A 25,885-nucleotide genomic window follows, 5' to 3' on the forward strand; every position below is an offset into this window, starting at 1 on the left:
TCCATTTGTCCGTTATCAGCATCTGGTACATGGCAACTAAGATTCCATCAAGGGACAAAAATGGCAGACTGACTATACAAACTATCTTTCACAAAGCTGTAGTAAAAAGCAGGCAATTTAGGGCAGCAAAGAAATGGCCCCGATACGGGGCCACTAATTATACGGATGATCATTCTGTGACTAAAGACGGGCTCTGCGCCTTTTCACAATCTGAAACCCAATCATTAAAATAATAAACCAGACTGGTGTAACATATCAGGCTGCAACGACAACAATACTAAAACAAAAGCAAAGAAAGCTAAACACACCCATGACATAACAATACCGAATGGCATTTTATAAACAGATGCCTTATGCAACTCAGCGCGACGTTTCCGATAGGCCAAATAGGAACATAAAATCATACTCCAGATAAACATAAACAGAATGGCAGATACTGTCGTTACCAACGTAAAGACACGCATTACATCGGGGATAAAGTAGATCAAAATGACGCCACAGGAGAGGCATAAACACGTAAATATCAGACCTGATGCAGGAACCGATCGTCGGGAAAGACGGCTGAACTGTTTTGGTGCATCCCCCTCTTTTGCCAAACCAAATAACATCCGGCTTGTGGAGAAAACCCCACTGTTTGCTGAGGAAGCAGCAGAAGTCAGAACCACAAAATTCACAATACTGGCTGCTGCCGGTAATCCAATCAGGACAAACAATTCCACAAATGGGCTTTTATCTGCCACAATCGCACGCCACGGAGTAACCGACATAATAACAATCAAAGCTAACACGTAAAATGTGATAATTCGGATCGGAATAGCATTAATTGCTTTCGGCAGTGATTTCATTGGATTTTTGGTTTCCGCAGCAGCAGTTCCTACCAATTCAATTCCAACAAAAGCAAATATAGCGATTTGAAATCCCGCAAAGAAGCCACTCAGCCCCATTGGAAACATACCCCCGTCATTCCAAACGTTGGTAAGGGAGGCAGTATGCCCCTCTGGTGACTGGAAATGAATGCCAATCAGCACTCCTCCTATCACAATCAGGGCAATAATGGCAACAATCTTAATCATTGCAAACCAGAACTCCAATTCTCCGAACAATTTTACTGTCGCGAGATTCAGAGTCAGCAATACCAAAACACATAGAAGTGAGGTAGCCCATTCAGGAAAATCAGGTGTCCAATATCCAACATAAGAGGTAATAGCGACAACATCGGCGATACCAGTAATCACCCAGCAGAACCAATAAGTCCAGCCCACAAAAAAACCAGCCCATGGCCCAAGTAGATCTGCGGCAAAGTCACTGAATGACTTATAATGCAGGTTGGAAAGTAATAACTCTCCCATTGCACGCATCACAAAAAATAGCATCAATCCAATGATCATATAGACAAAAATGATCGATGGCCCTGCCAGAGAGATAGTTTTACCTGATCCCATAAACAGACCAGTTCCGATAGCCCCTCCAATAGCGATAAGCTGTATATGTCGGTTAGTGAGACTTCGCTGAAGGTGCAAACCCTCAGTTTTAGGTGGGTGTGTAGGTTGTATTTTTTCTTCCATAGTTGTATCCAGTTTATTCTCACAGCATGACCTCAATAGCAGCAAGCTGTGTTTAAGGAGCCATTGTGACATAGACAACTACAGTATTAACAGAACGAATTTACACGAAAAACCAACAGGTTGTATTTTGCGCTACTCACAAAATTAGATACTGTATTTATTTTATTCAATTATTGAAAGCGTATAAATGCCTTTCCATAATAGCGACACGTTTAGCGCCCAAAGCCCCTTACTCCTCGCGATATGAGGAGTAAGAAAATGATCTTACATTTTGAGAATTCATATTAAATAGACGAAAAGGCATTTTGTTAAAAAAATTAAACTAAATTACTCTACTTAATATTTTGATTATTTTTTAAAAATGTTACCAAATTCACATAATCATAACTATTTGAGTTTATTTCTATTGTTATTTTTATCAAAATTCATAATCTTTTAATGCTCTTAAAAGACTATAGTTGCATGTATTGCAAAGGAAAAACAACATTATGAAAATTAAAGCTATTGTTGCAGTAGCTGTTTCTACTGTAATTCTAACTGGTTGTAAGAATTTTGATCAGGGAATGCTGGCTCACTCCGGAATGCAACTATTCCAGGCGGCGACATTAAGTGATTCTGATGTCAAACACATATCTAACCAAACATGTAATGATATGGATGTACAGAATAAAATTGCACCGGCATCCAGCCAATACACTAAGCGTTTGAACAAAATCGCCAAAGCATTAGGTAACGAAGTTAACGGTACACCAGTTAACTATAAAGTTTATCTGACTGATGATGTGAACGCATGGGCAATGGCTAACGGTTGTGTGCGTGTATACAGCGGCCTGATGGACATGATGAACGACAATGAAGTCGAAGGCGTTCTAGGCCACGAAATCGGTCACGTTGCACTGGGCCACACCCGTAAAGCAATGCAAGTTGCTTATGCTACAGTTGCTGCACGTACCGCGGCTGCATCAGCCGGTGGTGTAGCTGCACAACTGAGTGATTCTCAGCTTGCAGCACTGGGGGAAAAACTGATCAACTCGCAGTTCTCGCAGCATCAGGAAAGTCAATCTGATGACTTCTCTTATGATCTGCTGAAAAAACGCAATATCAACACTGTGGGTTTAGCCACCAGCTTCGAGAAACTGGCTAAACTGGGCAGTGGTGAAACCAGTATGTTTGATTCACACCCGCCTTCACAAGAGCGTGCTCAACACGTACGTGATCGTATCGCGGCAGAAAAGAAATAATTAACCCACATTCGGGGTAAAAAATTGCACTCATAGCCTGTTCCAAGATTAGAATTTTAGACGAATAAAAAACCGATCTAAAAAGGAACAGGCTATTGTCAAGTTAGCTGAAATTTTCTGTGATCTCGATGATTTTTGCTGTTTTTTCATGCCTAGCAGACACAATAAGCAGTTTCCGTATTTAAAAAAAGAACGTTCATTCCCTTATTTCCGTTTTTCCCATCACGCAAAATTAAAATAGCATGGATTGCTTTCATTATAAGTTCCTTTTATTTACTCATTTTCTCAAAGTTATTTTATTTCTTAACCTTATAATTAAATATTCATTTTTCAGAATACTAAAAACCGCAAAGAATATTATTTTCTTTTCCTATACTTTGTTATTTCCACTTACATGACTATTTCCTCAAATAACTGTGAATTATTGATATGGCAAGACACCATTAATACCTGTTAAATTCACCGGCACACCAGCCTCAGAAAGAGATTGGATGTAGTTATAACATTCTGTGGTCAAAAAATAGATAACTGATATTTTCTTAAATAAAAGAGAGGCGATATATGGCTAATTATCTGATCTGCGTTGAAATTTTTGGTGCAGGCCCAAAAGAGCATAATGCTCTTAATGAATCCATGAAAATAATTAATTTTCATAGAACAGCCAGATACCACAGCGGCGAAATTATGACGTTACCTGCCGGAACTTATATTGGAAACTCGCTAAATTCTGCTACTGAGTTAAGAGATAAAGTTTTTAATTTAGCTAATCCATTATCATCAAAATCGGCTTCTATATTTGTTTGTCAGTATAGTGAATGGGCTGCTTATCTTTATCCTGCTTCCATGACTGGATCTGCATCAGAGTCCTAATTAAATTTAGGCAAGCTGGTTCTCCAATAAATTTTTGGAGACCAGCTTTGTTTGATATAAGAAAAATATATTCTCACTGATGTCTGCTACATATATATAAAATATATGGATATGAAGGGATTAATTGATAATAACCCCTCTACCTTTCAAGCTGCATTCAACAAAACTGTAATTTAAAAGATACAGGGGATAACTAATAAATAAACCTCCAATATATCAGAGGTTTTTTAGTAGAATTTATTTAGTCTTATACTGAACTTCTGCCTCAATAAAACGCTGCTGGATGGCCTGGTTTGGAGCCTTACCCAACAAACTTACGACCACAATCGCAAGAGAAGCAAAAATAAATCCTGGGATGATTTCATACAAACCAAGCCATTGATATTCCATCCACACCAGTACCGTGATTGCACCCACCACCATGCCAGCCAATGCCCCATCACGTGTCATCCGTTTCCAGAGCACTGAAATTAATACTACCGGTCCAAATGCAGCACCAAAGCCAGCCCAGGCATTACTGACCAAAGCCAATACTTTGTTGTTCGGGTTGGTTGCTATCGCTATCGCAATAGCTGCGACCACCAGAACCATCAAACGACCAATCCATACCAATTCCTTCTGACTTGCTTTAGTCCGTATAAATGCTTTATAGAGATCTTCTGTCAATGCGCTGGAACAAACCAGCAATTGACAACTCAAGGTACTCATAATCGCAGCCAGAACAGCAGACAATAATATTCCAGTAATCCACGGATTGAATAAAATGACTCCCAACTCCATGAAAATACGCTCACTATTTTGCATAACATTCCCTGCTTGCGCTGGATTTTGCTCAAAATAGGCAATACCGAAGAAGCCAACAGCAACTGTTCCTGCGAGACATAGAAACATCCATGTCATACTGATACGACGAGCTTTATGAATAGTCTGATGAGAATCAGCCGCCATAAAACGAGCCAGAATATGTGGTTGACCAAAATAACCGAATCCCCACCCTAATAAGGAGATAATAGTGATGGTCTGTAAACCCTGAAACATATCCAGATAAGCAGGATCTTTTGCTTTGATAATATCAATAGCTGATTCAAATCCACCAAGTTTAAAAAGGATCAAAACAGGCACCAGAATCAAAGCAAAAATCATTAAAGATGCCTGAACTGTATCGGTCCAGCTTACAGCCAGAAAACCACCGAGAAAGGTATAGGCGATAGTAGCTAATGCACCAAGCCAAATTGCTTTTTCATAACTCATACCAAATGAGTTTTCGAACAATAATCCACCAGCCACAACAGCAGATGCACAATAAATTGTGAAGAAAATTAAAATGACTAACGCGGAAATAATGCGCAGAAGTTTACTTTTATCTTCAAAGCGATTGGTAAAATAGTCCGGTAATGTTAAAGCGTTATTATTAGCTTCAGTATGTACACGTAATCTCCCTGCAACCCATCGCCAGTTCAGGTATGCACCAAGCAGACAGCCTAACGCAATCCAGGCCTTGGAAATACCCGCTAAAAAAATCGCCCCCGGTAGCCCCATTAATAACCAGCCACTCATATCAGAAGCGCCAGCAGATAATGCAGTTACCACACTGCCTAATCGCCGTCCACCTAGAATGTAATCATCGAAATTCTTGGTGGCGCGGTAAGCTATGAAGCCTATCAGCAGCATCGCGGCAATATAGACAATAAAGGTAATTAGCATTGGTGAATTTACTGTCATGCAGGTTCTTCTCCATAGTATTTTTTTGCAAATCCTGTTTATTCAGTCGGTCTGATTTGCGTCAATGATGTTATCTGTACTTAAAATTTCCCCCTTCAGCACAATATATCTTCAAAGCAAGTATTCACCTGTTCGGTTATACCAGAGTTGTACCCGAAGATCATTTCACTGAAGGTGACGTTGTTCCGATATGTATAGTTTATATTTGTAATTGTTTTTAAATCACTCTCTATCCTAGATTAGCTAAAACATTTTTAACAACTGATTAACGGCATTTTTTACAAGAAACGCTCGCCAAGTCACATTTATGTTCCAGAAGTTGCACCTTTTATAAAACGATCGATTATGATTTGACTCAGAAATATAATAGCAAGCTCTTATATATCATATAGATAATTCATTAATAATCATAAGATCACCAACTACACCATCAAAACCAGATTAATTTCACAAATTCCAAACAACAGCTTTTAACAGAGTTGCACAAAGTTGCAACATGGAAGATATTGTTCTGTAACTTGATTAGTCTTACCTATTAAGGAGTGAGAATGGGTAGTACCACTATGGGCGTGAAGCTCGATGAAGCAACGCGTGATCGTATTAAAGCTGCTGCACAACGAATTGAACGCACACCACACTGGCTGATTAAGCAAGCCATCTTTAATTATCTTGAACGTCTGGAAAATGAGGAAAAGATCCCAGAAATATCAGCCGCTCAGAATAACAAAGAAGAAAAGATTTCCGAAGAAGAATCACAGATTGAGGTCCCTTATCAACCATTTCTGGATTTTGCCGAACATATTTTACCCCAATCGGTGAAACGTTCCGCAATTACTGCTGCGTATCGTCTGCCTGAAACGCAAGCAGTTCCTATGTTGCTGCAACGGGCTCAATTATCAGAAGAACAAGCTAAGGCAACCCATAAACTTGCTTATTCTATCGCAGAGAAATTACGCCAACAGAAACATGGTATTGGTCGTTCCGGTCTGGTTCAGGGGTTATTGCAAGAATTCTCACTTTCTTCACAGGAAGGTGTTGCATTAATGTGCCTTGCCGAGGCACTTTTACGCATTCCCGATAAAGCAACCCGTGACGCCCTGATCCGTGACAAGATCAGTAACGGCAATTGGTATTCACATCTTGGTCAAAGCCCGTCCATGTTCGTCAATGCTGCTACATGGGGATTGTTGTTTACAGGTAAATTGGTCTCTACCCACAATGAAGCCAAACTCTCCAAATCCTTAAATCGGATCATCAGCAAAAGCGGTGAACCATTAGTACGCAAAGGTGTGGATATGGCAATGCGCCTGATGGGCGAGCAGTTTGTGACAGGGGAAACTATTGCTCAGGCGCTCGCCAATGCGCGCAAGCTGGAAGAAAAAGGGTTCCGCTATTCTTATGACATGCTTGGCGAAGCCGCCCTGACTGAAGAAGATGCACAGGCTTATATGATTTCTTATCAACAAGCTATCCATGCGATTGGTAAGGCATCAAACGGGCGTGGCATTTATGAAGGGCCGGGAATTTCCATCAAACTCTCTGCCCTGCATCCCCGTTATAGCCGTGCCCAGTATGAGCGTGTTATGGGTGAACTCTATCCGCGCTTACTTGCACTAACCTTACAAGCCCGCCAGTATGATATTGGTATCAATATCGACGCAGAAGAGGCTGATCGTCTGGAAATTTCTCTCGATTTGCTGGAAAAGCTCTGTTTTGAACCACAACTGGAAGGCTGGAACGGAATTGGTTTTGTGATTCAGGCTTACCAAAAACGCTGTCCTTTCGTGATCGACAGTATTATCGATTTGGCTCAACGTAGCCGTCATAGGTTAATGATCCGTTTAGTAAAAGGTGCATATTGGGACAGCGAAATCAAACGCGCCCAAGTCGATGGACTGGAAGGATACCCGGTCTATACCCGCAAAGTGTATACCGATATTTCTTACCTTGCCTGCGCCCGCAAATTACTATCCGTTCCCAATCTTATTTACCCACAATTTGCTACTCATAATGCCCATACTTTGTCTGCTATTTATCATCTTGCGGGGCAAAATTACTATCCGGGTCAATATGAATTCCAGTGCCTGCATGGTATGGGTGAACCACTTTATGAACAGGTGGTTGGCAAAATTGCTGATGGCAAGCTCAATCGACCATGCCGCATCTATGCGCCAGTCGGAACACATGAGACGCTATTAGCCTATCTGGTGCGCCGCTTGCTGGAAAATGGGGCGAATACATCGTTTGTCAACCGCATAGCAGATGCCTCCCTGCCGATTAATGAACTGGTTGCCGATCCGGTGAAAGTCGTACAAGAGTTGGCTAAATCCGAAGGACAAATCGGCCTGCCGCATCCGAAAATCCCATTGCCAATTGATTTGTACGGTAAAAACCGCGTCAATTCATCGGGGCTTGATCTTTCCAATGAACACCGCCTGGCTTCACTTTCCAGCGCCCTGCTGAGTTCTTCAATGGAAACATGGAACAGCGAACCACTATTGGGTGGTGATTACGCTCATACCGGAGAGTTACCTGTAGCCAAGCCCGTCAATAATCCGGCCAAATCTTCTGATACTGTTGGTTATGTTCGTGAAACCACTGAACAGGAAGTCAACCATGCGCTGGAAGTCTCCACTAATGCAGGAGCAATCTGGTTTGCAACACCACCATCAGAGCGGGCGGCTATCTTAGTGCGTGCTGCGGAGTTGATGGAAAACAACCTGCAATCCCTGCTCGGCATTTTGGTGCGTGAAGCGGGTAAAACTTTTAACAATGCTATCGCAGAAGTCCGTGAAGCAGTAGATTTTCTCTATTATTATGCGGATCAGGTTCGTCAGGATTTCGCCAATGACACGCATCGCCCGTTGGGACCTGTGGTTTGTATCAGCCCGTGGAACTTCCCTCTGGCAATTTTCACCGGTCAGATTGCCGCCGCATTAGCCGCGGGTAACAGTGTATTGGCAAAACCGGCAGAGCAAACACCGTTGATTGCTGCGGTTGCCGTTAAAATGCTGCATCAGGCAGGCATTCCCCGCGACGTACTGCAATTACTGCCGGGGCAAGGGGAAACCGTCGGCGCAATGCTGGTAGGTGATGAGCGGGTACGTGGTGTGATGTTCACTGGCTCTACTGAAGTTGCCAGCCTGTTACAACGTATTATAGCCGGTCGCCTTGACGCACAAGGGCGTCCAACGCCATTGATTGCAGAAACAGGCGGTATGAATGCGATGATTGTCGATTCTTCTGCCCTGACAGAGCAAGTTGTTACCGATGTTATTGCGTCTGCCTTTGACAGTGCGGGTCAACGCTGCTCTGCCCTGCGCATTCTCTGTGTACAGGATGACGTAGCCGACAGAACGCTCACTATGTTGAAAGGTGCGATGGCTGAATGCCGAATGGGTAATCCTGAACACTTGGCCATAGACATCGGCCCGGTGATTGATGCTGAAGCGAAAGCAAATATCGAACGCCATATTCAAACCATGCGCACCAAAGGCAGAACAATTTATCAGGCTGTACATGAAAATACAGCAGACAGCCAGGAATGGTCACAAGGTACGTTCATCAAACCAACACTTATTGAACTGGACAGCTTTGATGAATTGAAAAAAGAGATTTTTGGACCAGTTCTGCATGTTGTGCGCTTCAAGCGGGATGAATTGGATAAATTACTGGATCAGATTAACGCCTCCGGCTACGGTTTAACATTGGGTGTTCACACACGCATTGATGAAATTATCGCTCAAGTCACCAGTAAAGCGAAAGTCGGGAATTTATATGTCAACCGCAATATGGTCGGTGCTATCGTCGGTGTACAACCATTTGGTGGTGAAGGATTATCGGGAACAGGGCCAAAAGCAGGTGGGCCACTCTATCTTTATCGCTTATTATCCCAACGTCCAGTCAACGCCGCGATGCAAACACTGGCGCGACAAGATGAAGAGTATTCACTGGATGCCAAAGCCCGTACTGCCCTGCATTCATCTTTCAACAAATTGGCTGAGTGGGCAATTGCACATAATCATTCAGCGTTGAACAAGGTTATTCAAGAATATAGCTTACTGGCTCAGGGAGGAACAACACGCGTATTACCGGGACCTACGGGAGAACGTAATACCTATACGCTGTTACCACGTGGTCAAGTTCTTTGCCTCGCGGATAATGAGCAGGATGCGCTGACCCAATTGGCAGCGGTGCTTTCTGTTGGTTGTCAGGCTGTTTGGGAAAAAGATGATCTGCACCAACAATTGTTGCAACAGTTACCGGACGAAATTCGTCATTCCATTCATTTGGTCAATGACTGGCAGAATGAAGACACGACAGAAGATACAGCAATGGCAGCGGTCATTTATCATGGTGATTGTGATCAACTTCGCTATGTTTGTGAAACTGTCGCACAACGTAAAGGACCGATTATTTCTGTACAGGGCTTTGCTCGTGGTGAAACTAATCTGCTACTGGAGCGTTTATTGCACGAACGTTGTTTAAGCATTAATACTGCGGCGGCAGGTGGTAATGCCAGCTTAATGACTATTGGTTAAAAAACGAGTTAAAAAAAGAAGAGAGGGGGATGCGATAATAACGCATCCCCTTCTAAAATTGTTCAGCCCGACAGACATTATGCCTCTGTCTAATTAACAATGTCCGTTCTGTTGCCAGCTCAGATATTGTTCATATTTACGCAACGCGATATTGTAGTTACTGAAAGCGGATTGAGACAATTTCTCACTCAATTTTTCCTGAATTTTTTCTGGTGTAAACTCTTCTTCAGGATAATTACTTGATGTCAGTAATTCATCCAGTCTCCGCAAACGAACCACATATTCACGTACTGTGCTATGGCTCATCTCTGTTTGTTCAAACAGATACTGTTTAAATGACATTATGTCGAAATAATCAGTCTGGCTGTTGCAATAAATTTCACTACAGAAGCGACACAGTGCTACAAATTTGCCCTGTAACTCACTCCATGTTTTGTCATCCACCAGTTCAGTCATCTCAGAAATTGCTTCTTTATTGATGACCTGACCGTTAAAAACAAGGGAAATACGGTCAAGCGTCTTATGACAATGTAAACAATGAGTCTGACTATGTTTATAGTCCTTAATATAACGGCTGAGAGGCCGTTTCTTTTGTGTTGTAACAGACATAAGAGATAAAGCCCTGTGTGTAGTCTTAACAAAAAACAAATAAGCAAAAAGTTACTTCTCTGGATTCAAACGCGCCCGCAGCCTTTTTATTGCCTGGCTGTGGAGCTGACTCACGCGAGATTCCCCCACATTAAGCACCGCGCCAATCTCTTTAAGATTAAGTTCTTCCTGATAATACAGCGTCAGAACCATTTTTTCCCTTTCAGGCAACGACTCAATGACATCAATAACCCGTTGACGGAGGTCACCTTCCAGTAATTGTTGCAGAGGGTTTGTCTCATGCTCTTCCTCAATTACTGGTTCACAGCTTTCACCATGAATTTCGTGCCATTCGTCATAAGAAAATAGTTGACTGTTATTGGTTTCTAACAGTATTTGCCGATATTCTATCAGATTAATCTTTAATTCTTTAGCAACTTCCTGCTCACTGGCTGGACGGCCTAACTCTTGCTCAAGTTTACGGATGGTTTGCGTGACTTCCCGTGCATTGCGTCGCACACTACGCGGTGCCCAATCACGGCTCCTCAACTCATCCAGCATTGCACCTCTGATGCGCTGCACCGCATAGGTGGTAAACGCCGTTCCCTGTAAGGAATCATAACGTTCCACCGCATTCAGCAACCCTATGCCACCGGCCTGAAGCAGGTCATCAAGCTCTACACTGGCAGGCAATCTTACCTGTAGCCTCAGTGCTTCATGGCGAACCAGTGGTACATAGCGCTTCCAGAGGCTATTTTTGTCCATCACGCCTTCGGCGGTATACAAATCGCTCACAACAACAGACACCTTTGGATAAGAGACTGGATACCATTATCCAATCACCTAATCGGTACAATCGTTTGAACAATGAAGTAAAAGCGCTTCTTTTTCACCTATGCGAAATTTTTGTTGTCCGCCCGAATGCGTCGCAAGTTTCAGGCTGTCCCTGACGAACATTAAAACCGTTTTTAGCAAACAGTTTCTGTAAAGCAGAGGCTAAAAAATAAGGATCGGCAAGCCGATCCTTATTTTATAAGCGGGAGCTATGCAGGTTGCCCTGCATAAATCCTTAGCTGGAAAATAAAAATTAACGCAGCAAAGACATAACAGTTTGTGGAATCTGGTTCGCCTGAGCCAGAACAGAAGTACCCGCCTGTTGCAGGATGCTGCCACGGCTCATATTAGAAACTTCAGTTGCGTAGTCTGCGTCTTCGATACGGCTACGAGCAGCGCTCAGGTTGTTAACTGTGTTGTTCAGGTTGTTAACCGTGGATTCCAGACGGTTTTGAACTGCACCCAGAGAGCTACGCAGGCCGTCAACTTGTGCCAGAGCGCTGTCCAGAGCATCCAGAGGGCGATCGTTTACAGTTGGAGTATAGTCAGCACCTTTTTCAACTTTACCAGATTTGTCATCAATTTTCGCCGTAGCATATTTGACTTCACCCTTATCATCTTTATAAGACATCAGGTATTCAGGTTTAGCAGGAGTACTTCCTTCTTTTTCAAAAACCTTAACATCAGTCATCCCTTTCAGACCTGAAAGGTCCAGAGCTTTTTCTTCTTTTTTTTCAGGCGCTGTAGTTGTTGCAGCAGTAGTAACCACAATGGATTTTTTCTCTGCGCCAAAAGCAGACCCTTTAGTGGCATCAAACTCATTTAGTTTCAAAACGGTACTGTCGATTTTTTTCAGATCGATGGTGATAGTTTCATTATCGTTCGCACCAACCTGAACAGTCATTTTGCTATCTTTGCTCAGTACCTTCACGCCGTTAAACTGAGTTTGTTCAGAGATACGGTCAATTTCGTCTAGACGCTGTTTAACTTCGTCTTGAATTGATTTGGTATCGCTCTTAGAGTTGCTGCCATTTTGTGCCTGAACGGTCAACTCACGGATACGTTGCAGGTTGTTATTGATTTCGTTCAGCGCACCTTCAGTAGTTTGGGCAATGGAAATACCGTCGTTTGCGTTACGCGCAGCCTGAGTCAGACCTTTAACGTTAGCAGTAAAACGGTTAGCGATCGCTTGACCAGCAGCGTCATCCTTCGCGCTGTTAATACGTAAACCAGAAGACAGACGTTCAATAGCAGTACCCAGAGTACCTTTAGATCTTGTCAGATTATTTTGCGCCAGCAGAGATGAGTAGTTAGTATTAATGACTGATGCCATAGTAGAGTTCCTTTTAAAATCAAGTCGATATAATTAGTTTGAGCCTGTTTGCTCACGGTGTTCATCACCGCCAACAGTTTTATCGGCCCCTTAAAAAGAACCTTTAATATTTCTTGAAAAAACTTTTTTATTTTTTTCTCCCTTTTCCCCGATAACCCAAACAGCGCCTGTTCTCATCAATTATTCTGTCCATCAAAAAAATCATTTTGTCAGTAAACTTTTCACAAATTAATCCGATAACAAGTCCAGTGATACTTTTTATTAAAAGGAGTCAATATGGCTGGCATTTCCTCAGTGGGATTCGGATCTGGGATGGTGGATCAAAACTTACTGGATAAACTTGAAGCAAATGAAAGAAAACGTTTACAACCATTAACACAGCAACAAAGCAGCTATAAAGCTAAGCTAACCGGTTTTGGCACATTAAAAGGCAGCTTGGAAAAGTTAAAGAGTGCATCCGAAGAACTCAAAAAATTCGATAAGCTCAATACGACCAAAACCAGCGAAGATCATAAATCATTTACACCCAGTACGGATTCCAAAGCCAGTCCGGGTGACTATGTTATTGAAGTCAAACAACTCGCAAAGGCTCAGTCTCTACGCTCTACAAAAGTTGCTAATGAAGAAGCCCTGCAAGGAGAACAAGGTAAAGGCACCCGAACCATTATTATCAATCAGCCAGGTGAAAAAGAGCCAATGCGCATTTCCCTGAAAGATAATGAAACTTCTCTGATTGAAATCTGTGATGCTATCAATAAAAAAGAGGGCAACGTTAGTGCCAGCATCATGAAAGGAAAAGATGATAATGAAAACTATCTGTTCCTGACTTCGAAAAAGGCTGGCACAAAATCCGTCATGACTATCAAAGTTGAAGGTGATGATCAGTTGGGTAAACTACTGAACTATACATCTGACGGTAAAGGTGGTGGCACTGGTACAATGATACAAACAGCAGAAGCGACCAATGCGAAATTAACAGTTAGTGGCATTGAAATTGAACGCCAAACTAATGAGATAAAAGATGCTCCGAAAGGCATTACCCTAAACCTGAAAAAAGTCTCAGAAAAAGAAGCTGATGGAAAAACGCTAAAATCAGAAACTTTGGTTATATCCCGTGATATCGAACCAATGAAAGAGGCAATCAAAAAGTGGGTTGATGCTTATAATGAAGTACAAACCACTTTTGATTCACTGACCAAATTTAAAAAGGTTGGGAAAGGTGAAGCGGCTTCGAAAGACAATGGTCCCTTACTGGGCGACGGTACTTTAAAAGGTATTCAAAGCCAACTAAGGCAACAATTGTTTGCAACACAAAAAGTCGTTGATATTGCTACCCTAAATAAATTGGGCATCAAACAGAAATTGGATGGTACGTTGGAAATCAGCAACGAAAAACTGGAAAAAAACCTGAAAGAAAAACCTGCCAACGTTAAAGCATTCTTTATGGGGGATGGAGAAAAAACTGGTTTTGCAACCCAGACCTATAATTTATTGAAAAAAACGTTGGATAGCCATGAAGGAACTATCGCAACAGTAACCGAAGGTATCAATAAAAGTCTGAAAACACTGGAAAGGCAAGTAGAACAGACCAACAGAAACATTGATGCTACGGTGGCACGCTATAAGAAACAATTTACAGCACTGGATAAACTTGTCAGTTCAATGAGCCAATCAAGCTTATCCTTGGCCCAGCTTTTAAAATAATAAAGGATATTATGTATCAACGTTCGGCAAGCCAGTTATACGCTCAGGTAGATCTTGAGAGCGAAATTATGAATGCCTCTCCTTACCAGTTGATTCAGATATTGTTCAATGGGGCGCTCAGCGCCCTGCGTCGTGCAATTATTCTGATTCAGCAGGGGAATATTCCGGAAAAAGGTTTAGCTATTTCAAAGGCGATAAATATCATTGATAATGGTCTCAAAGATGCATTAGATTTCGAGAAAGGCGGAGAAATTGCCCAGAATCTTTTTGCTTTATATGATTATATGGGTCGCCGTTTACTCCATGCCAATTTACGCAATGATGAGAAGGCTATTACCGAAGTGATTGATTTACTTACCGAGATTTCAGATTCTTGGCGGCAAATAGGTCCTCATTACAACGCCAGTCAGGATATTGTTTGATGAAAAATGATCTGGATCTTTTGTCAGCTTACCAGCAGATCCTTAATTTAAGTGAGCAAATGCTTAATTTAGCTAGAAATGAAAAGTGGGATGTACTTGTTGATATGGAAATCACCTACCTGAAAGCAGTAGAAGTGGTTACTCTATTATCAGAAGATTCAGATGCCCCTATTTCATTGCAGCAGAAATTAACCAAAATTTTGCAAACTGTCTTAGATAATGAAAAAGAAACCAGGAGGTTATTGCAAAAACGATTAGATGAACTTAGCGACCTGATTAAACAGGAAAGCTGTAAGCAATTATTACATGATACTTATGGGCAATTCCCTATCAGTGATTATGAAATGGAGCTAACATCTACAACAGAGAAGACATAAATATAACAACGGCACCATGAGGTTTTATTAATATAATATTAATTAGTCGTATCGTTTATTGATATTCATTTCAGGTGGTGTCATTTAGTCACCATCCGTTTTTCGGGTAGTCTAATTCGGCATTATATTTTATGCATAACTTGCAAACGATCAATATAAAAACACATACATTTTCAAAACAAAAAATTAACGCATGGATGATGATAATAGATTTCTCAGACAATAAGCAGTCGGAAGAATAATCAAAATTTATTATTCATTAAAAATTAGATATTCAATGGAATGATATGAAAAATTTTTTTAATATACCCTATGGATTTTAAGATGTAACTTGAAAGACAACGGATATATTGATATCACTCTTGGAAGTTATTAATATTCACAAACAGACAGATCTTGGTGACTGCTTTAAGTAGTCACCTGCAATTGAAAATGTATCCTGTCTTTCTCAAAAATTCCCCTACCATTAAACAAGATGAGGCTGTTATGACAAATGATATCTTACAGGCACTCACTTTATTAAAATCTAAAAAATGGATCGATTTGACGCATAGTTTTGATCAAGACTCACCCCATTTTTTTATGTTTGACCCTGCTCAAATTAAGACACTGTTTAGTTATCCAGATGGATTCTTCGCCCAACAATTTACTTTTGTTGGTCAATATGGCACTCACATTGATGCCCCTTGCCATTTTATACCTGATGCTCGTTTCCTCAACGAATTGGAATTAAAAGAGCTGGTGTTACCATTAATTGTCATTGACCAGTCAGAACGGGCAAAACAAGAACCTAATTTCTCACTGTCTAAAGATGATATTCTCCAGTTTGAAGCTAAACATGGTATTATTGAAGCGGGTACTTTTGTCGCACTAAGAACAGACTGGAGTAAACGCTGGCCATCTCAGGAAAAAATGAATAATAAAGATATCAACGGAAATAACCAGACACCCGGCTGGGGATTAGATGCCCTTAAGTTTCTCTTTGAAGAAAGAAAAATAAAAGCCATCGGGCACGAGACTTTTGATACCGATTCGGCCAAAGACTCCATAAAGAATAGTGCGCTACTTAGCGAGAATTATGTATTGGCACAAGATACTTACCAAATAGAAGTGATGACCAATTTAGATCAAGTGCCAACTCGTGGGGCGGTTATTTTTAATATTGTCGCTAAGCCAGAAAAGGCTGCGGGATTTCCGGTACGTTCGTTTGCAATAATTCCATAATCCTCAATCCTATAATGTAGTTCAAGCTCTTTCTGGTAATAATTGACAGAAGAAAATAGCAAGCTTGAACTACTTATATTTCTTAAACTACGCTCATATTTCTTAAACTAAGATATTTTCTTAAACCACGATATTTGAATATCGAATAACAAAAACTATTCCTTGTACCATTCATTAATAATCATTTCTGCTTCTTTACTTTGGATCTGATATGGATGTTTTTTATCATAAGATCCAATAAACCATATAGAGAAACCTTTAAAATAGGATTTTAACTCCATCGTTTCTCTATAAGCACGCCATCCATTAATTTGTATTTCTGCTGAGAATATATCTGATGTATGAGGGTTCCACGGAGTTCGCAGTCCATATTCACATGCAGGAATATTAAACCCACCAAAATATACCGGTTTTTTAGTTGAACGATGTAACCGTTCAATTTGGTAGATAACTTCTTGATCACGATTATAAATAGTCGTTGAAAACAGACATTTCATTACTTCGTCATAAGATGGAACTTTCTTATCTGAAAGTTCAAACCAGCAGTCGATGCCGACAAAATCCACTTTCTTTAAATAAGGCCGATTTATCCTCTGTATAAATTTAGCTTCATAAGAAGGATCCCAAACCGCCGTTATCCACGAATTCATCTGATATATGATGTTACCATCATATTGCTTACGAACAAAACAGATAACATCATCCCAATACCCTTCTGCATACTCCATATGAATAAAATTAGAAGCAATTTTTAATCCATAAATATTATATTTATGAGTTATTGAATCAAAAATATCTTGTAATACCATTGTTTTCCAATTCCAGAAAAATTCATTAATATCGTTTGGGTTCCACTCCGTTTCACCAATGGAACCTTGCTGAATGAACGGGAACGGCTCAACGATAATTTTTATATCATGCTTTAGTAGTTCTTTAATCAGATTAATAGCATTCTGTTTTTGATATTGATTCACAGTAAACTTAGAAGATGTTACCTCTGGAATATCGATTTCAACAGGTACATTTACGGTGTTTAAATTAAATCGCCTTACATCTTCTAAGATTTTATCTATATTAATGACATCCTCTACCTGTATATTCCCTGATTTTATTTTATCTTTTTTGATATAATTTCTCTGCATTAATTCCTGAGAAGAAATATTTTCCATAATCACCTCGGATATTTAGCCAATTTATTTAATTGTCAATTATGTACTTTATCCTTTTTGAAGCAGAAATGATGATATAAGTTTTCTTGAGGTGAAATTTTTTATGAAATAACTTTTGCTAGTAGTTAAGATTATCCCGATGGGATCTTATTTTAAGCAATAAGATGGCTGTTCAAACAACCATCCTTACTTGAGTATCGATAACTCATTGTAAAATTTTAATTATTAATGTTAATAGAATGTAATTGGGATTCTTAAACCTGCATATTCATCACTTCACGATACGCACTATCCAGCTTATTCTTGACCTGAATACCCAATTGCAACGAGATACTCGCTTTCTGCATATTGACCATCACATCATTCAATTCCACACCTGGTACACCTAGAGTGAAATCTTGTGCCTGTTTAGCCGCATTCACGCGGTTTTGGTTTATTTTTTCTACCGCGGCGGTAAGATGACTGGCAAATCCTTCCCTTACAGGCATAGGCTTAGCGATATTGGCTGCTTGTAATGCCTGCACCTGCATTTGTTGTAGTACACCTTCAATTGCCTGAATTGACATAAAAACCTCGTGTTAAATCACCCTATTGATTATGTGATTAAATGCCATATTAGCCGTGGGCTGGTTGGCAGTTTTTCCAGGCAGCCACCGTAACATAGCCCTTTCAATCTAAAGCGGGTAATTGAAGTAAAAATTCGAAGCTTATTGTGCCATTAAAAGGTGTGTGAACAGCGAATAATGACGAGACTAATTATATCAATCGTTTTCAAGTTGCTTCGCAACGGCAAGTGGACGAGTTTTCGGCGGCATAATCAACCATGTCACTGGAGCAAACACCGCCAATCAAAAGGCAGCTTGAAAGACGACGGGTATACAAGAAGAGTTTTTTCGCTTGCGTATGGGGAGTCTGTTTTGTTACGCCACGCTTTTAGTATTCATGTTGACCAGCAAGGCAAGGATCGTCTATGAGTGCAGCAACAACCGACGCTGAGAATCCACAAAAGGGTTTCAGCGCTATCATCAGTAGGATAAAAGCTGATCCAAAAGTTCCATTATTAGTTGCTGGCTCTGCTGCCATCGCTATTATCGTCGCCCTTTTTCTCTGGTTGCGCAGCCCTGATTATCGGGTGCTTTACAGCAATCTGAGTGATAAAGATGGCGGTGAGATCGTTACACAATTAACTCAAATGAATGTCCCTTACCGTTTTGCCGAAAACGGTTCTGCCATCATGATACCCACTGATAAGGTTCATGAAATCAGGCTGAAGCTGGCACAACAAGGGTTACCGAAAGGGGGGGCCACAGGCTTTGAGTTATTGGATAAAGAGAAGTTCGGCATCAGCCAGTTTAGTGAACAAGTTAATTATCAACGTGCACTGGAAGGAGAATTAGCACGTACCATTGAATCACTCGGCCCTGTCCAGAGTGCCCGTGTCCATCTGGCATTACCAAAGCCTTCCCTGTTTGTGCGTGAGCAAAAATCACCCTCTGCTTCCGTGACAGTAGGGTTACTGCAAGGCCGTATTCTGGATGAAGGACAAATCAATGCCATTGTCCATATGGTTTCAAGCAGTGTTGCTGGTTTACCGCCAGGAAATGTCACCATTGTGGATCAAGCCGGGCGTCTGCTGACACAATCCGATGCTAACGGGCGTGATCTGAACACGACCCAATTGAAGTACATACAGGAAGTCGAGAATCGCTTCCAGCATCGCATTGAAACTATTCTGGCACCTGTCGTTGGTCGCAGTAATGTACATGCTCAAGTGACAGCGCAAATTGATTTTTCTCGCCGTGAAGAAACCGCAGAAGAGTATAAACCTAACCAGCCACCTAATCAGGCAGCCGTTCGTTCAAAACAGACCAGTTCAAGCGAACAAAGTGGTGGACCTCTGGTTGGTGGTGTTCCGGGAGCTTTGTCAAATCAACCGAGTGCGGCACCAAGTGCGCCGATTGAGAAGCCCAAAACGAACACTAAAGGTGACGAAAAATCTGATCAAGGACGCAACAATAATAGTAGTAATAACCGCTATGAGCGTATGATTAGTAACAATCGCAATAACCGTCATGACGAAACTATTAATTATGAAGTGGATCGCACCATTCGCCATACCCAGTTACAGGCTGGCGGTGTGGAGCGTCTCTCCGTTGCAGTTGTGGTTAATTACACTACCGTTCAGGGAGAGAATGGCCCGGAAACTCAGGCTCTGACTTCAGAACAATTATCCCAGATTGAGGCATTGACCCGTGAAGCAATGGGTTTCTCTGCCGAACGCGGCGATAGTCTGAACGTCGTTAACACACCGTTCAATGACACATCCGAAGTGATAGAAACGCTGCCATTCTGGCAACACCCAGTCCTGTGGGAGAAATCATTAGAGTTGGGTCGTTGGTTACTGTTAGCGTTGGTTGCATGGTTGCTATGGCGCAAGATGATCGTGCCGCAAATTGCTAAGAAACGTGCAATGGAAAAAGCAGCACTGGAAGTGCAGAAAAAACAGAGTAAGCAAAAAACTGAATCTAATGCTGAACTGGATGAAAAAATGCGCCGCCAACTAGCTCGCCAACGTGTTAGTGCTGAGATCCAAAGCCAGCGTATCCGTGAACTTGCAGAAAAAGATCCTCGCGTAGTTGCGCTGGTGATCCGTCAATGGATGAGTAACGAACAATGAGTCTGACCGGAACAGAAAAAAGCGCCATCATGTTAATGACCCTGGGAGAAGATCAAGCAGCCGAGGTGTTTAAGCACCTGAACTCCCGGGAAGTTCAGCAATTAAGTATTGCGATGGCGGGGATGAGACAAATCTCCAATCAACAACTGGCAGAAGTACTGGCGGAATTTGAGGAAGATGCCGGACAATTCGCTGCTCTCAGTATCAATGCCAACGATTACCTGCGCAGCGTGTTGGTGAAAGCATTGGGTGAAGAGCGTGCTTCCAGCCTGCTTGAGGATATTCTTGAGTCCCGCGATACCACAACGGGTATCGAAACCCTCAACTTTATGGAACCTCAGACAGCAGCCGATATGATCCGTGATGAACATCCGCAGATCATTGCTACTATTCTGGTTCACCTGAACCGTGGTCAGGCAGCAGATATTCTCGCCATGTTTGATGATCGTCTGCGTAATGACGTCATGCTGCGAATTGCTACCTTTGGTGGTGTCCAGCCAGCCGCATTGGCTGAATTGACCGAAGTACTGAATAATCTGTTGGATGGCCAGAACCTGAAACGCAGCAAAATGGGTGGTATTCGTACTGCGGCTGAAATCATCAACCTGATGAAAAGTCAACAGGAAGAAAGTGTTATCGAAGCTGTTCGTACCTATGACGGTGAACTTGCACAGAAAATCATTGATGAAATGTTCCTGTTCGAAAACCTCATTGGTGTGGACGATCGCAGCATCCAGCGTCTATTGCAGGAAATTACAACCGATTCGTTGTTAATTGCCTTGAAAGGCTGCGATCAAGCACTACGCGATCACTTCCTCAACAATATGTCGCAGCGTGCTGCTGAAATTATGCGTGATGATTTGGCAACCCGTGGCCCGGTTCGCATGTCTCAAGTGGAAGCTGAACAGAAAGCCATTCTGCTTGTGGTTCGTCGTCTGGCAGAAAGCGGGGAAATGATCCTAAATGGCGGTGACGATACCTATGTCTGATAATTCGAATAATGGAAACTGGCAGCCCTGGCTGCCAGGTGAATTGACTCAGTGGGAAACATTACAGGCAAAACTGGAGCAGGTAAAACTGGAATCACTGGACGATGAACAGGAGCGGCTGCAAGAACAGGCCAGAATACTGGATGAGTTGAAAGAACAAGCGCGTCAGGCCGGCCATGAGCAAGGTTTTGCTGAAGGGCAATCCCGTGGATACGAACAAGGGATTGAGGAAGGACGACAAGCCGGGTTTGAACAGGGATTACAGGAAGCCAGAGAGCAACAACAGGCAGTCATTGGACAGTGGAAAGCACTATTAACTGATTTTAACCATTCGCTGGATGGATTGGATACTGTGATTGCTTCACGTCTGATGCAGCTTTCCCTGACTGCTGCTCAGCACATTCTTGGGCAACCAGCAGTTTGTGATGGCACAGCCTTGTTGAATCAGATCCGTGAATTTATCCAGCAAGAGCCACTACTCAGTGGCAAACCACAATTACGTGTTCATCCACAAAATATCCCATTGGTTGAACAACAGTTGGGTGAGATCCTGAAACTGCATGGCTGGCGCTTGATTGCTGATAACAAACTGCATCCGGGAGGTTGTAAAGTCAACGCTGATAATGGCGATCTGGATGCCAGTCTGGCGACACGCTGGCATGAAATGTGCCGTCTGGCAGTATCAGGAGAATTGTGATGACGGCAAGACTTGGGCGCTGGCTGACCACATTAGATGCAATGGAAAAACGTCTGGAGAAGACACCCAAAGTACGTCGTTATGGGCGATTGACCCGTGCCACGGGTTTGGTACTCGAAGCAACAGGTTTACATCTGCCTCTGGGGGCAACCTGTCTTATCGAACGGCAAAATGGCAACACCATTGAAGAAGTTGAAAGTGAAGTCGTCGGCTTTAATGGCGAAAAATTGTTACTGATGCCTTTGGAAGAGTTAGAAGGTATTGTCCCTGGCGCCCGTGTTTATGCCCGTTCTTACGGAACAGATGCTGGTAGTGGACGCCGTTTGCCATTAGGGCCGGAGTTACTTGGCAGAGTGTTGGATGGTGCAGGCCGTCCCCTTGATGGACTCCCTGCCCCTGATACAAATTACCGCGCTTCTCTGACTACGCCACCACTCAATCCTCTGCAACGCACTCCTATCAGTGACGTACTGGATGTTGGTGTTCGTGCTATCAACGCCTTACTAACCGTTGGTCGTGGACAGCGCATGGGATTGTTTGCTGGTTCAGGCGTCGGTAAAAGTGTGCTGCTTGGCATGATGGCTCGTTACACCCAGGCTGATGTTATCGTTGTTGGTCTGATTGGTGAACGTGGCCGGGAAGTTAAAGATTTCATCGAGAATATTTTGGGTGAAGAAGGGTTAGCCCGTTCAGTCGTTGTCGCGGCACCTGCTGATATCTCTCCGTTACTGCGCATGCAAGGAGCTTCCTATGCTACTCGCATTGCTGAAGATTTTCGCGATCGCGGCAAACACGTTTTATTGATTATGGATTCCCTTACCCGTTACAGCATGGCGCAACGTGAAATTGCCCTGGCTATCGGTGAGCCTCCGGCAACCAAAGGCTACCCCCCTTCTGTGTTTGCCAAATTACCGGCACTGGTAGAGCGAGCGGGTAATGGCGTCAGTGATGGTGGCTCAATTACGGCCTTTTATACCGTTCTGACAGAGGGTGATGACCAACAAGATCCGATTGCCGATTCTGCTCGTGCCATTCTGGACGGCCATATTGTACTGTCGCGAACATTGGCAGAATCCGGGCATTACCCTGCCATTGATATTGAAGCATCAATCAGCCGTGCCATGACTGCACTGATTGATAATACCCATTATCGGCGGGTACAACAGTTCAAACAGCTACTTTCCAGCTACCAGCGTAACCGGGATCTTATTAATGTCGGTGCTTACGCTGCCGGTAGTGATCCTTTGTTGGACAGGGCAATTGAACTGTATCCGCATATGGCTCAGTTCCTGCGTCAAGACATTGAGGAACGTAGTGAATACGATGCAGCATGTACCCAACTGCAACAGTTATTACCGATCTAAGATGCTGAGGAAATAAATGCAACAACACTCCCCTCTTATGACTTTGCGTGACCTTGCTCAGGACGCAGCAAAAAAAGCCGCAATACAGCTTGCACAGGTGCGGCAGAGTCATCAGCAAATGGAGCAGCAACTCGCAGCGTTAATGGATTATCAGGATGAATACCGCACACGTTTAAACACTACACTCACCGGAGGCATGTCCAGCTCAACATGGCAAAACTATCAGCAGTTCATGAAAACGCTGGAAATGGCAATTGAACAACACAAATTACAGCTCAACCAATGGAAAAAACGACTTGAGCAAGCCATGTCACAATGGCAGGAAAAACAGCAGCGTCTGAATGCTTTCGATACTCTGCAACAGCGGGCAGAACATAATTTGAAGTTACACCAAAATCGCATGGAGCAAAAACAAATGGACGAGTACGCACAACGTGGTGCACAACGGAGAATGAAACAATGAATCTCACTCTTTCGCCTACTGATTTAACATCGACGGAAAAAGCGACAGGAAAAAATCAACAGCTCCTGTTGGACGGTAACGTGCCTAAAGACAAGGTCCCGGAATTTGGGCAGCTTCTCAATAAAGAGACGGACACTTTACAGAAAGCCTCTGTTCAGACCCGTTCTGCTAAAACCAATTCTGGTCAAAGCAATAAAGTCCATGGAAATAGTGAGAATGGTGAGAAACGTTCCACTGATAACAAAATAGAAGGTGAATTAATCCCCTCATTAGTTGTAACTGACCACACAAGCATACAGGATAAATTTTCGGCATTACTTTTAACATCAGCTTCAACATCAGCGTCAATATCAGACAGTGATGCAGCACTTACCTTGCAGGACGATGAAGACCCTTTGTCTGCTGAAACGTTGATCAACGCTATGCCTATTCAGCTAGCCGGATTAATCAGTCGCCAATCAACCGGAGACAGTACAGAAAATCCAGATGATTTGTCAGACGTTGACAACAGCATTGATGGCACGTTAACTGATAAACTTGGCAAAAAAGCCAAAGGAGATATGATGCTGACGACAACAGATCCGGCAGAGCATACCGAAGATAAGGGTTTGGATAACGATATCCGCTCTTTTATCAGGCAAGATACTACCCCGATCAGCAATGGACAAACTTCTGTCAAAAACCGATCCGTATGGGCATCAACTACCGGAAAAGTGAAATCAACGGCTAACAATTCTGACCAAAATTCGATTCCATTAGCGAGTGGAAAAGAGAATGGCGGGAAAGAGTTCACGCTCATGCAAGGGACATCAACATTAGCAACGGCTTCTACGGAGACTTTCTCTTCTGGAGCACTACATACCCTATTTGCTTCTCCCCAAGTTTCCGCGAGCCATCAAACCAACGGACAATTTCAGTTAAATGGTACACCTGCGCCTTTACTGAACGCCCATCTTGGCAGTGAAGAATGGCAGCAGCAGCTAAACCAACACGTGTTGTTTTTTAACCGGAATGGATTACAACAAGCTGAATTACGCTTACACCCGCAAGAATTGGGGGCACTGCATATCCGCATGAATGTTGAAGACAATCAGGCTCAATTACATTTTGTCTCTGCCCATCAACATGTCCGTGCCGCTTTGGAAGCAGCCCTGCCTAATCTTCGTCATGCGCTGGCAGAAAATGGCATCCAACTGGCTCAAAGCAGTGTAGGTAGTGATACACCGGGGAATTGGCAACAGGAACAGTCAGCAAATCCACAGCAACAGGCCAATACCCGAACCCATGCTGAAAGTAATGGAACACTAGCAGCAACACCCGTGCCAACAACTCATGAATCAACGATCCGAATGACGCCTCAACAACTCGCTTCAAGTCGGGGGGGCGTTGATATTTTCGCCTGATTATCTGCCTGATTTCATAATTTACAGCAATCAACTGTAAAAAAATGAAACAAGGCCGATAACAAACGCGTGAGTTAATGGTTTTTTCCACGTTTTTTCCTGCTATTGCCGGAACAAAGACGCGGGATAATTGATATTGAATTTGATGAATAAGAAGCTCCGCCACGGAATGCGCGGCATCTTATTCGTTACAGAAAACAGGAATTCGTCTGTCCATGTCTGATTATAGCTACGAACGTAAACGCACAAATCCAATTTGGATGATACTGTTAATACTGATTGCTGTTCTTAGTACCGCCATCGGGGGATATAGCTGGTGGACCATGAAGCAATCCAGCAATAGCAATAATAGTTCAGAAAAAGCCAAAGTCATTCATACTCCGGTATTCATGGCATTGGAGCCTTTCACCGTCAATCTGATCGACAACGAAGATCATTTTGATCGTGTTTTGTATGTCGGGGTGACATTACGTCTGCCCGATGGAACAACTCGTCAGCGCTTCCATGATTATCTGCCAGAAGTTCGTAGCCGTATGCTGCTGTTACTATCGCGCCAGAAATCGACCGATCTGGCGAAAGATGACGGCAAAGTACGTTTAGTGGAAGACATTAAACAGACACTGAGCCCGACACTGATACCCGGTGAACCTGATCAGGTGATCACCGATGTATTGTTTACTACGTTTATTCTGCGATAATCAC

General features: G+C 42.6%; 20 protein-coding genes and 1 pseudogene. 14 read left to right on the forward strand and 7 right to left on the reverse strand.

Annotated elements, in window-relative coordinates; all coding sequences use genetic code 11:
- Nucleotides 1–180: 180 nt before the first annotated feature.
- Nucleotides 181–1,565 (reverse strand): annotated as a pseudogene (gene cycA, locus AAC852_RS08035) (D-serine/D-alanine/glycine transporter).
- Between the two features lie 488 nt (nt 1,566–2,053).
- On the opposite strand from cycA, the gene loiP reads away from it, so the two are divergent.
- Together loiP and AAC852_RS08045 are read left to right on the forward strand one after the other, a co-directional pair.
- Nucleotides 2,054–2,806 carry a metalloprotease LoiP gene (gene loiP / locus AAC852_RS08040; RefSeq protein WP_340620590.1) on the forward strand — a complete coding sequence of 251 codons (753 nt, stop codon included), beginning with the start codon at nt 2,054–2,056 and terminating at the stop codon, nt 2,804–2,806.
- 561 nt (nt 2,807–3,367) lie between these two features.
- Complete coding sequence (locus AAC852_RS08045; RefSeq protein ID WP_340620591.1) at nt 3,368–3,676, forward strand: hypothetical protein; 309 nt, start codon at nt 3,368–3,370, stop codon at nt 3,674–3,676.
- Between the two features lie 237 nt (nt 3,677–3,913).
- Here the strand turns inward: AAC852_RS08045 and putP are convergent, their stop codons facing one another.
- A complete protein-coding gene (putP, locus tag AAC852_RS08050) occupies nt 3,914–5,398 on the reverse strand; it encodes a sodium/proline symporter PutP (protein ID WP_340620592.1) in 1,485 nt (494 codons plus the stop codon).
- Between the two features lie 548 nt (nt 5,399–5,946).
- On the opposite strand from putP, the gene putA reads away from it, so the two are divergent.
- Nucleotides 5,947–9,939 (forward strand): trifunctional transcriptional regulator/proline dehydrogenase/L-glutamate gamma-semialdehyde dehydrogenase, encoded by a 3,993-nt coding sequence (gene putA / locus AAC852_RS08055; RefSeq protein ID WP_340620593.1) that lies wholly within the window; start codon nt 5,947–5,949, stop codon nt 9,937–9,939.
- A 93-nt stretch (nt 9,940–10,032) separates the two neighbouring features.
- Here putA and fliZ read toward each other — a convergent pair whose 3' ends face one another.
- The 3 genes from fliZ to AAC852_RS08070 form a co-directional block, all read right to left on the reverse strand.
- Nucleotides 10,033–10,548, reverse strand: coding sequence for a flagella biosynthesis regulatory protein FliZ (gene fliZ / locus AAC852_RS08060; protein WP_038259499.1), 516 nt, complete (start codon nt 10,546–10,548; stop codon nt 10,033–10,035).
- 51 nt (nt 10,549–10,599) lie between these two features.
- Nucleotides 10,600–11,322 (reverse strand): RNA polymerase sigma factor FliA, encoded by a 723-nt coding sequence (locus tag AAC852_RS08065; protein WP_047680173.1) that lies wholly within the window; start codon nt 11,320–11,322, stop codon nt 10,600–10,602.
- A 292-nt stretch (nt 11,323–11,614) separates the two neighbouring features.
- Nucleotides 11,615–12,694, reverse strand: a complete 1,080-nt coding sequence (locus tag AAC852_RS08070; protein ID WP_340620594.1) for a FliC/FljB family flagellin — start codon at nt 12,692–12,694, stop codon at nt 11,615–11,617.
- Between the two features lie 276 nt (nt 12,695–12,970).
- On the opposite strand from AAC852_RS08070, the gene fliD reads away from it, so the two are divergent.
- The 4 genes from fliD (at nt 12,971) to AAC852_RS08090 (ending at nt 16,421) form a co-directional block, all read left to right on the forward strand.
- On the forward strand, nt 12,971–14,398 hold the full coding sequence (gene fliD / locus AAC852_RS08075; RefSeq protein WP_340620595.1) for a flagellar filament capping protein FliD: 1,428 nt from the start codon (nt 12,971–12,973) through the stop codon (nt 14,396–14,398).
- 11 nt (nt 14,399–14,409) lie between these two features.
- A complete protein-coding gene (gene fliS, locus AAC852_RS08080; RefSeq protein ID WP_340620596.1) occupies nt 14,410–14,820 on the forward strand; it encodes a flagellar export chaperone FliS in 411 nt (136 codons plus the stop codon).
- Nucleotides 14,820–15,197 carry a flagella biosynthesis regulatory protein FliT gene (fliT, locus tag AAC852_RS08085; RefSeq protein ID WP_340620597.1) on the forward strand — a complete coding sequence of 126 codons (378 nt, stop codon included), beginning with the start codon at nt 14,820–14,822 and terminating at the stop codon, nt 15,195–15,197. The genes fliS and fliT overlap by 1 nt, the downstream gene beginning before the upstream one ends.
- Nucleotides 15,198–15,683: 486 nt before the next feature.
- On the forward strand, nt 15,684–16,421 hold the full coding sequence (locus tag AAC852_RS08090) for a cyclase family protein (protein WP_340620630.1): 738 nt from the start codon (nt 15,684–15,686) through the stop codon (nt 16,419–16,421).
- A 155-nt stretch (nt 16,422–16,576) separates the two neighbouring features.
- Here AAC852_RS08090 and AAC852_RS08095 read toward each other — a convergent pair whose 3' ends face one another.
- Nucleotides 16,577–17,590, reverse strand: a complete 1,014-nt coding sequence (locus AAC852_RS08095) for a glycoside hydrolase family 113 (protein ID WP_340620598.1) — start codon at nt 17,588–17,590, stop codon at nt 16,577–16,579.
- Nucleotides 17,591–17,844: 254 nt separating this feature from the next.
- Complete coding sequence (gene fliE / locus AAC852_RS08100) at nt 17,845–18,156, reverse strand: flagellar hook-basal body complex protein FliE (protein WP_340620599.1); 312 nt, start codon at nt 18,154–18,156, stop codon at nt 17,845–17,847.
- Nucleotides 18,157–18,560: 404 nt separating this feature from the next.
- Between fliE and fliF the strand changes: the two genes are divergently transcribed.
- The 7 genes from fliF to fliL all read left to right on the forward strand — a co-directional run bounded on the left by fliF (nt 18,561) and on the right by fliL (nt 25,881).
- Complete coding sequence (gene fliF, locus AAC852_RS08105; RefSeq protein WP_340620600.1) at nt 18,561–20,267, forward strand: flagellar basal-body MS-ring/collar protein FliF; 1,707 nt, start codon at nt 18,561–18,563, stop codon at nt 20,265–20,267.
- On the forward strand, nt 20,264–21,256 hold the full coding sequence (gene fliG / locus AAC852_RS08110; RefSeq protein ID WP_047681188.1) for a flagellar motor switch protein FliG: 993 nt from the start codon (nt 20,264–20,266) through the stop codon (nt 21,254–21,256). Before fliF ends, fliG begins: the two co-directional genes overlap by 4 nt.
- A complete protein-coding gene (gene fliH / locus AAC852_RS08115; protein ID WP_340620601.1) occupies nt 21,249–21,953 on the forward strand; it encodes a flagellar assembly protein FliH in 705 nt (234 codons plus the stop codon). Before fliG ends, fliH begins: the two co-directional genes overlap by 8 nt.
- Nucleotides 21,953–23,317 (forward strand): flagellar protein export ATPase FliI, encoded by a 1,365-nt coding sequence (fliI, locus tag AAC852_RS08120; protein ID WP_340620602.1) that lies wholly within the window; start codon nt 21,953–21,955, stop codon nt 23,315–23,317. Before fliH ends, fliI begins: the two co-directional genes overlap by 1 nt.
- Before the next feature lie 16 nt (nt 23,318–23,333).
- Nucleotides 23,334–23,780 (forward strand): flagellar export protein FliJ, encoded by a 447-nt coding sequence (fliJ, locus tag AAC852_RS08125; protein ID WP_340620603.1) that lies wholly within the window; start codon nt 23,334–23,336, stop codon nt 23,778–23,780.
- Entirely contained in the window at nt 23,777–25,183 is a 1,407-nt protein-coding gene (locus AAC852_RS08130) for a flagellar hook-length control protein FliK (RefSeq protein WP_340620604.1), read from the forward strand. Before fliJ ends, AAC852_RS08130 begins: the two co-directional genes overlap by 4 nt.
- A 215-nt stretch (nt 25,184–25,398) precedes the next feature.
- A complete protein-coding gene (gene fliL / locus AAC852_RS08135; RefSeq protein WP_340620605.1) occupies nt 25,399–25,881 on the forward strand; it encodes a flagellar basal body-associated protein FliL in 483 nt (160 codons plus the stop codon).
- The last annotated feature ends 4 nt before the right edge of the window (nt 25,882–25,885 follow it).

This window comes from Xenorhabdus siamensis (assembly GCF_037996745.1).
Lineage (GTDB): Bacteria > Pseudomonadota > Gammaproteobacteria > Enterobacterales > Enterobacteriaceae > Xenorhabdus > Xenorhabdus indica.

Excerpts from the sequence above, each read along its gene's own strand:
- AAC852_RS08090 (WP_340620630.1), top strand. The coding sequence starts at position 15,684 with ATGACAAATGATATCTTACAGGCACTCACTTTATTAAAATCTAAAAAA.
- fliJ (WP_340620603.1), top strand. The coding sequence starts at position 23,334 with ATGCAACAACACTCCCCTCTTATGACTTTGCGTGACCTTGCTCAGGAC.
- AAC852_RS08070 (WP_340620594.1), bottom strand. The coding sequence starts at position 12,694 with ATGGCATCAGTCATTAATACTAACTACTCATCTCTGCTGGCGCAAAAT.
- fliT (WP_340620597.1), top strand. The coding sequence starts at position 14,820 with ATGAAAAATGATCTGGATCTTTTGTCAGCTTACCAGCAGATCCTTAAT.
- fliL (WP_340620605.1), top strand. The coding sequence starts at position 25,399 with ATGTCTGATTATAGCTACGAACGTAAACGCACAAATCCAATTTGGATG.
- AAC852_RS08130 (WP_340620604.1), top strand. The coding sequence starts at position 23,777 with ATGAATCTCACTCTTTCGCCTACTGATTTAACATCGACGGAAAAAGCG.
- fliI (WP_340620602.1), top strand. The coding sequence starts at position 21,953 with ATGACGGCAAGACTTGGGCGCTGGCTGACCACATTAGATGCAATGGAA.
- putP (WP_340620592.1), bottom strand. The coding sequence starts at position 5,398 with ATGACAGTAAATTCACCAATGCTAATTACCTTTATTGTCTATATTGCC.
- fliZ (WP_038259499.1), bottom strand. The coding sequence starts at position 10,548 with ATGTCTGTTACAACACAAAAGAAACGGCCTCTCAGCCGTTATATTAAG.
- loiP (WP_340620590.1), top strand. The coding sequence starts at position 2,054 with ATGAAAATTAAAGCTATTGTTGCAGTAGCTGTTTCTACTGTAATTCTA.
- AAC852_RS08045 (WP_340620591.1), top strand. The coding sequence starts at position 3,368 with ATGGCTAATTATCTGATCTGCGTTGAAATTTTTGGTGCAGGCCCAAAA.
- AAC852_RS08095 (WP_340620598.1), bottom strand. The coding sequence starts at position 17,590 with ATGGAAAATATTTCTTCTCAGGAATTAATGCAGAGAAATTATATCAAA.
- fliE (WP_340620599.1), bottom strand. The coding sequence starts at position 18,156 with ATGTCAATTCAGGCAATTGAAGGTGTACTACAACAAATGCAGGTGCAG.
- fliF (WP_340620600.1), top strand. The coding sequence starts at position 18,561 with ATGAGTGCAGCAACAACCGACGCTGAGAATCCACAAAAGGGTTTCAGC.
- putA (WP_340620593.1), top strand. The coding sequence starts at position 5,947 with ATGGGTAGTACCACTATGGGCGTGAAGCTCGATGAAGCAACGCGTGAT.
- fliG (WP_047681188.1), top strand. The coding sequence starts at position 20,264 with ATGAGTCTGACCGGAACAGAAAAAAGCGCCATCATGTTAATGACCCTG.
- fliS (WP_340620596.1), top strand. The coding sequence starts at position 14,410 with ATGTATCAACGTTCGGCAAGCCAGTTATACGCTCAGGTAGATCTTGAG.
- fliH (WP_340620601.1), top strand. The coding sequence starts at position 21,249 with ATGTCTGATAATTCGAATAATGGAAACTGGCAGCCCTGGCTGCCAGGT.
- fliD (WP_340620595.1), top strand. The coding sequence starts at position 12,971 with ATGGCTGGCATTTCCTCAGTGGGATTCGGATCTGGGATGGTGGATCAA.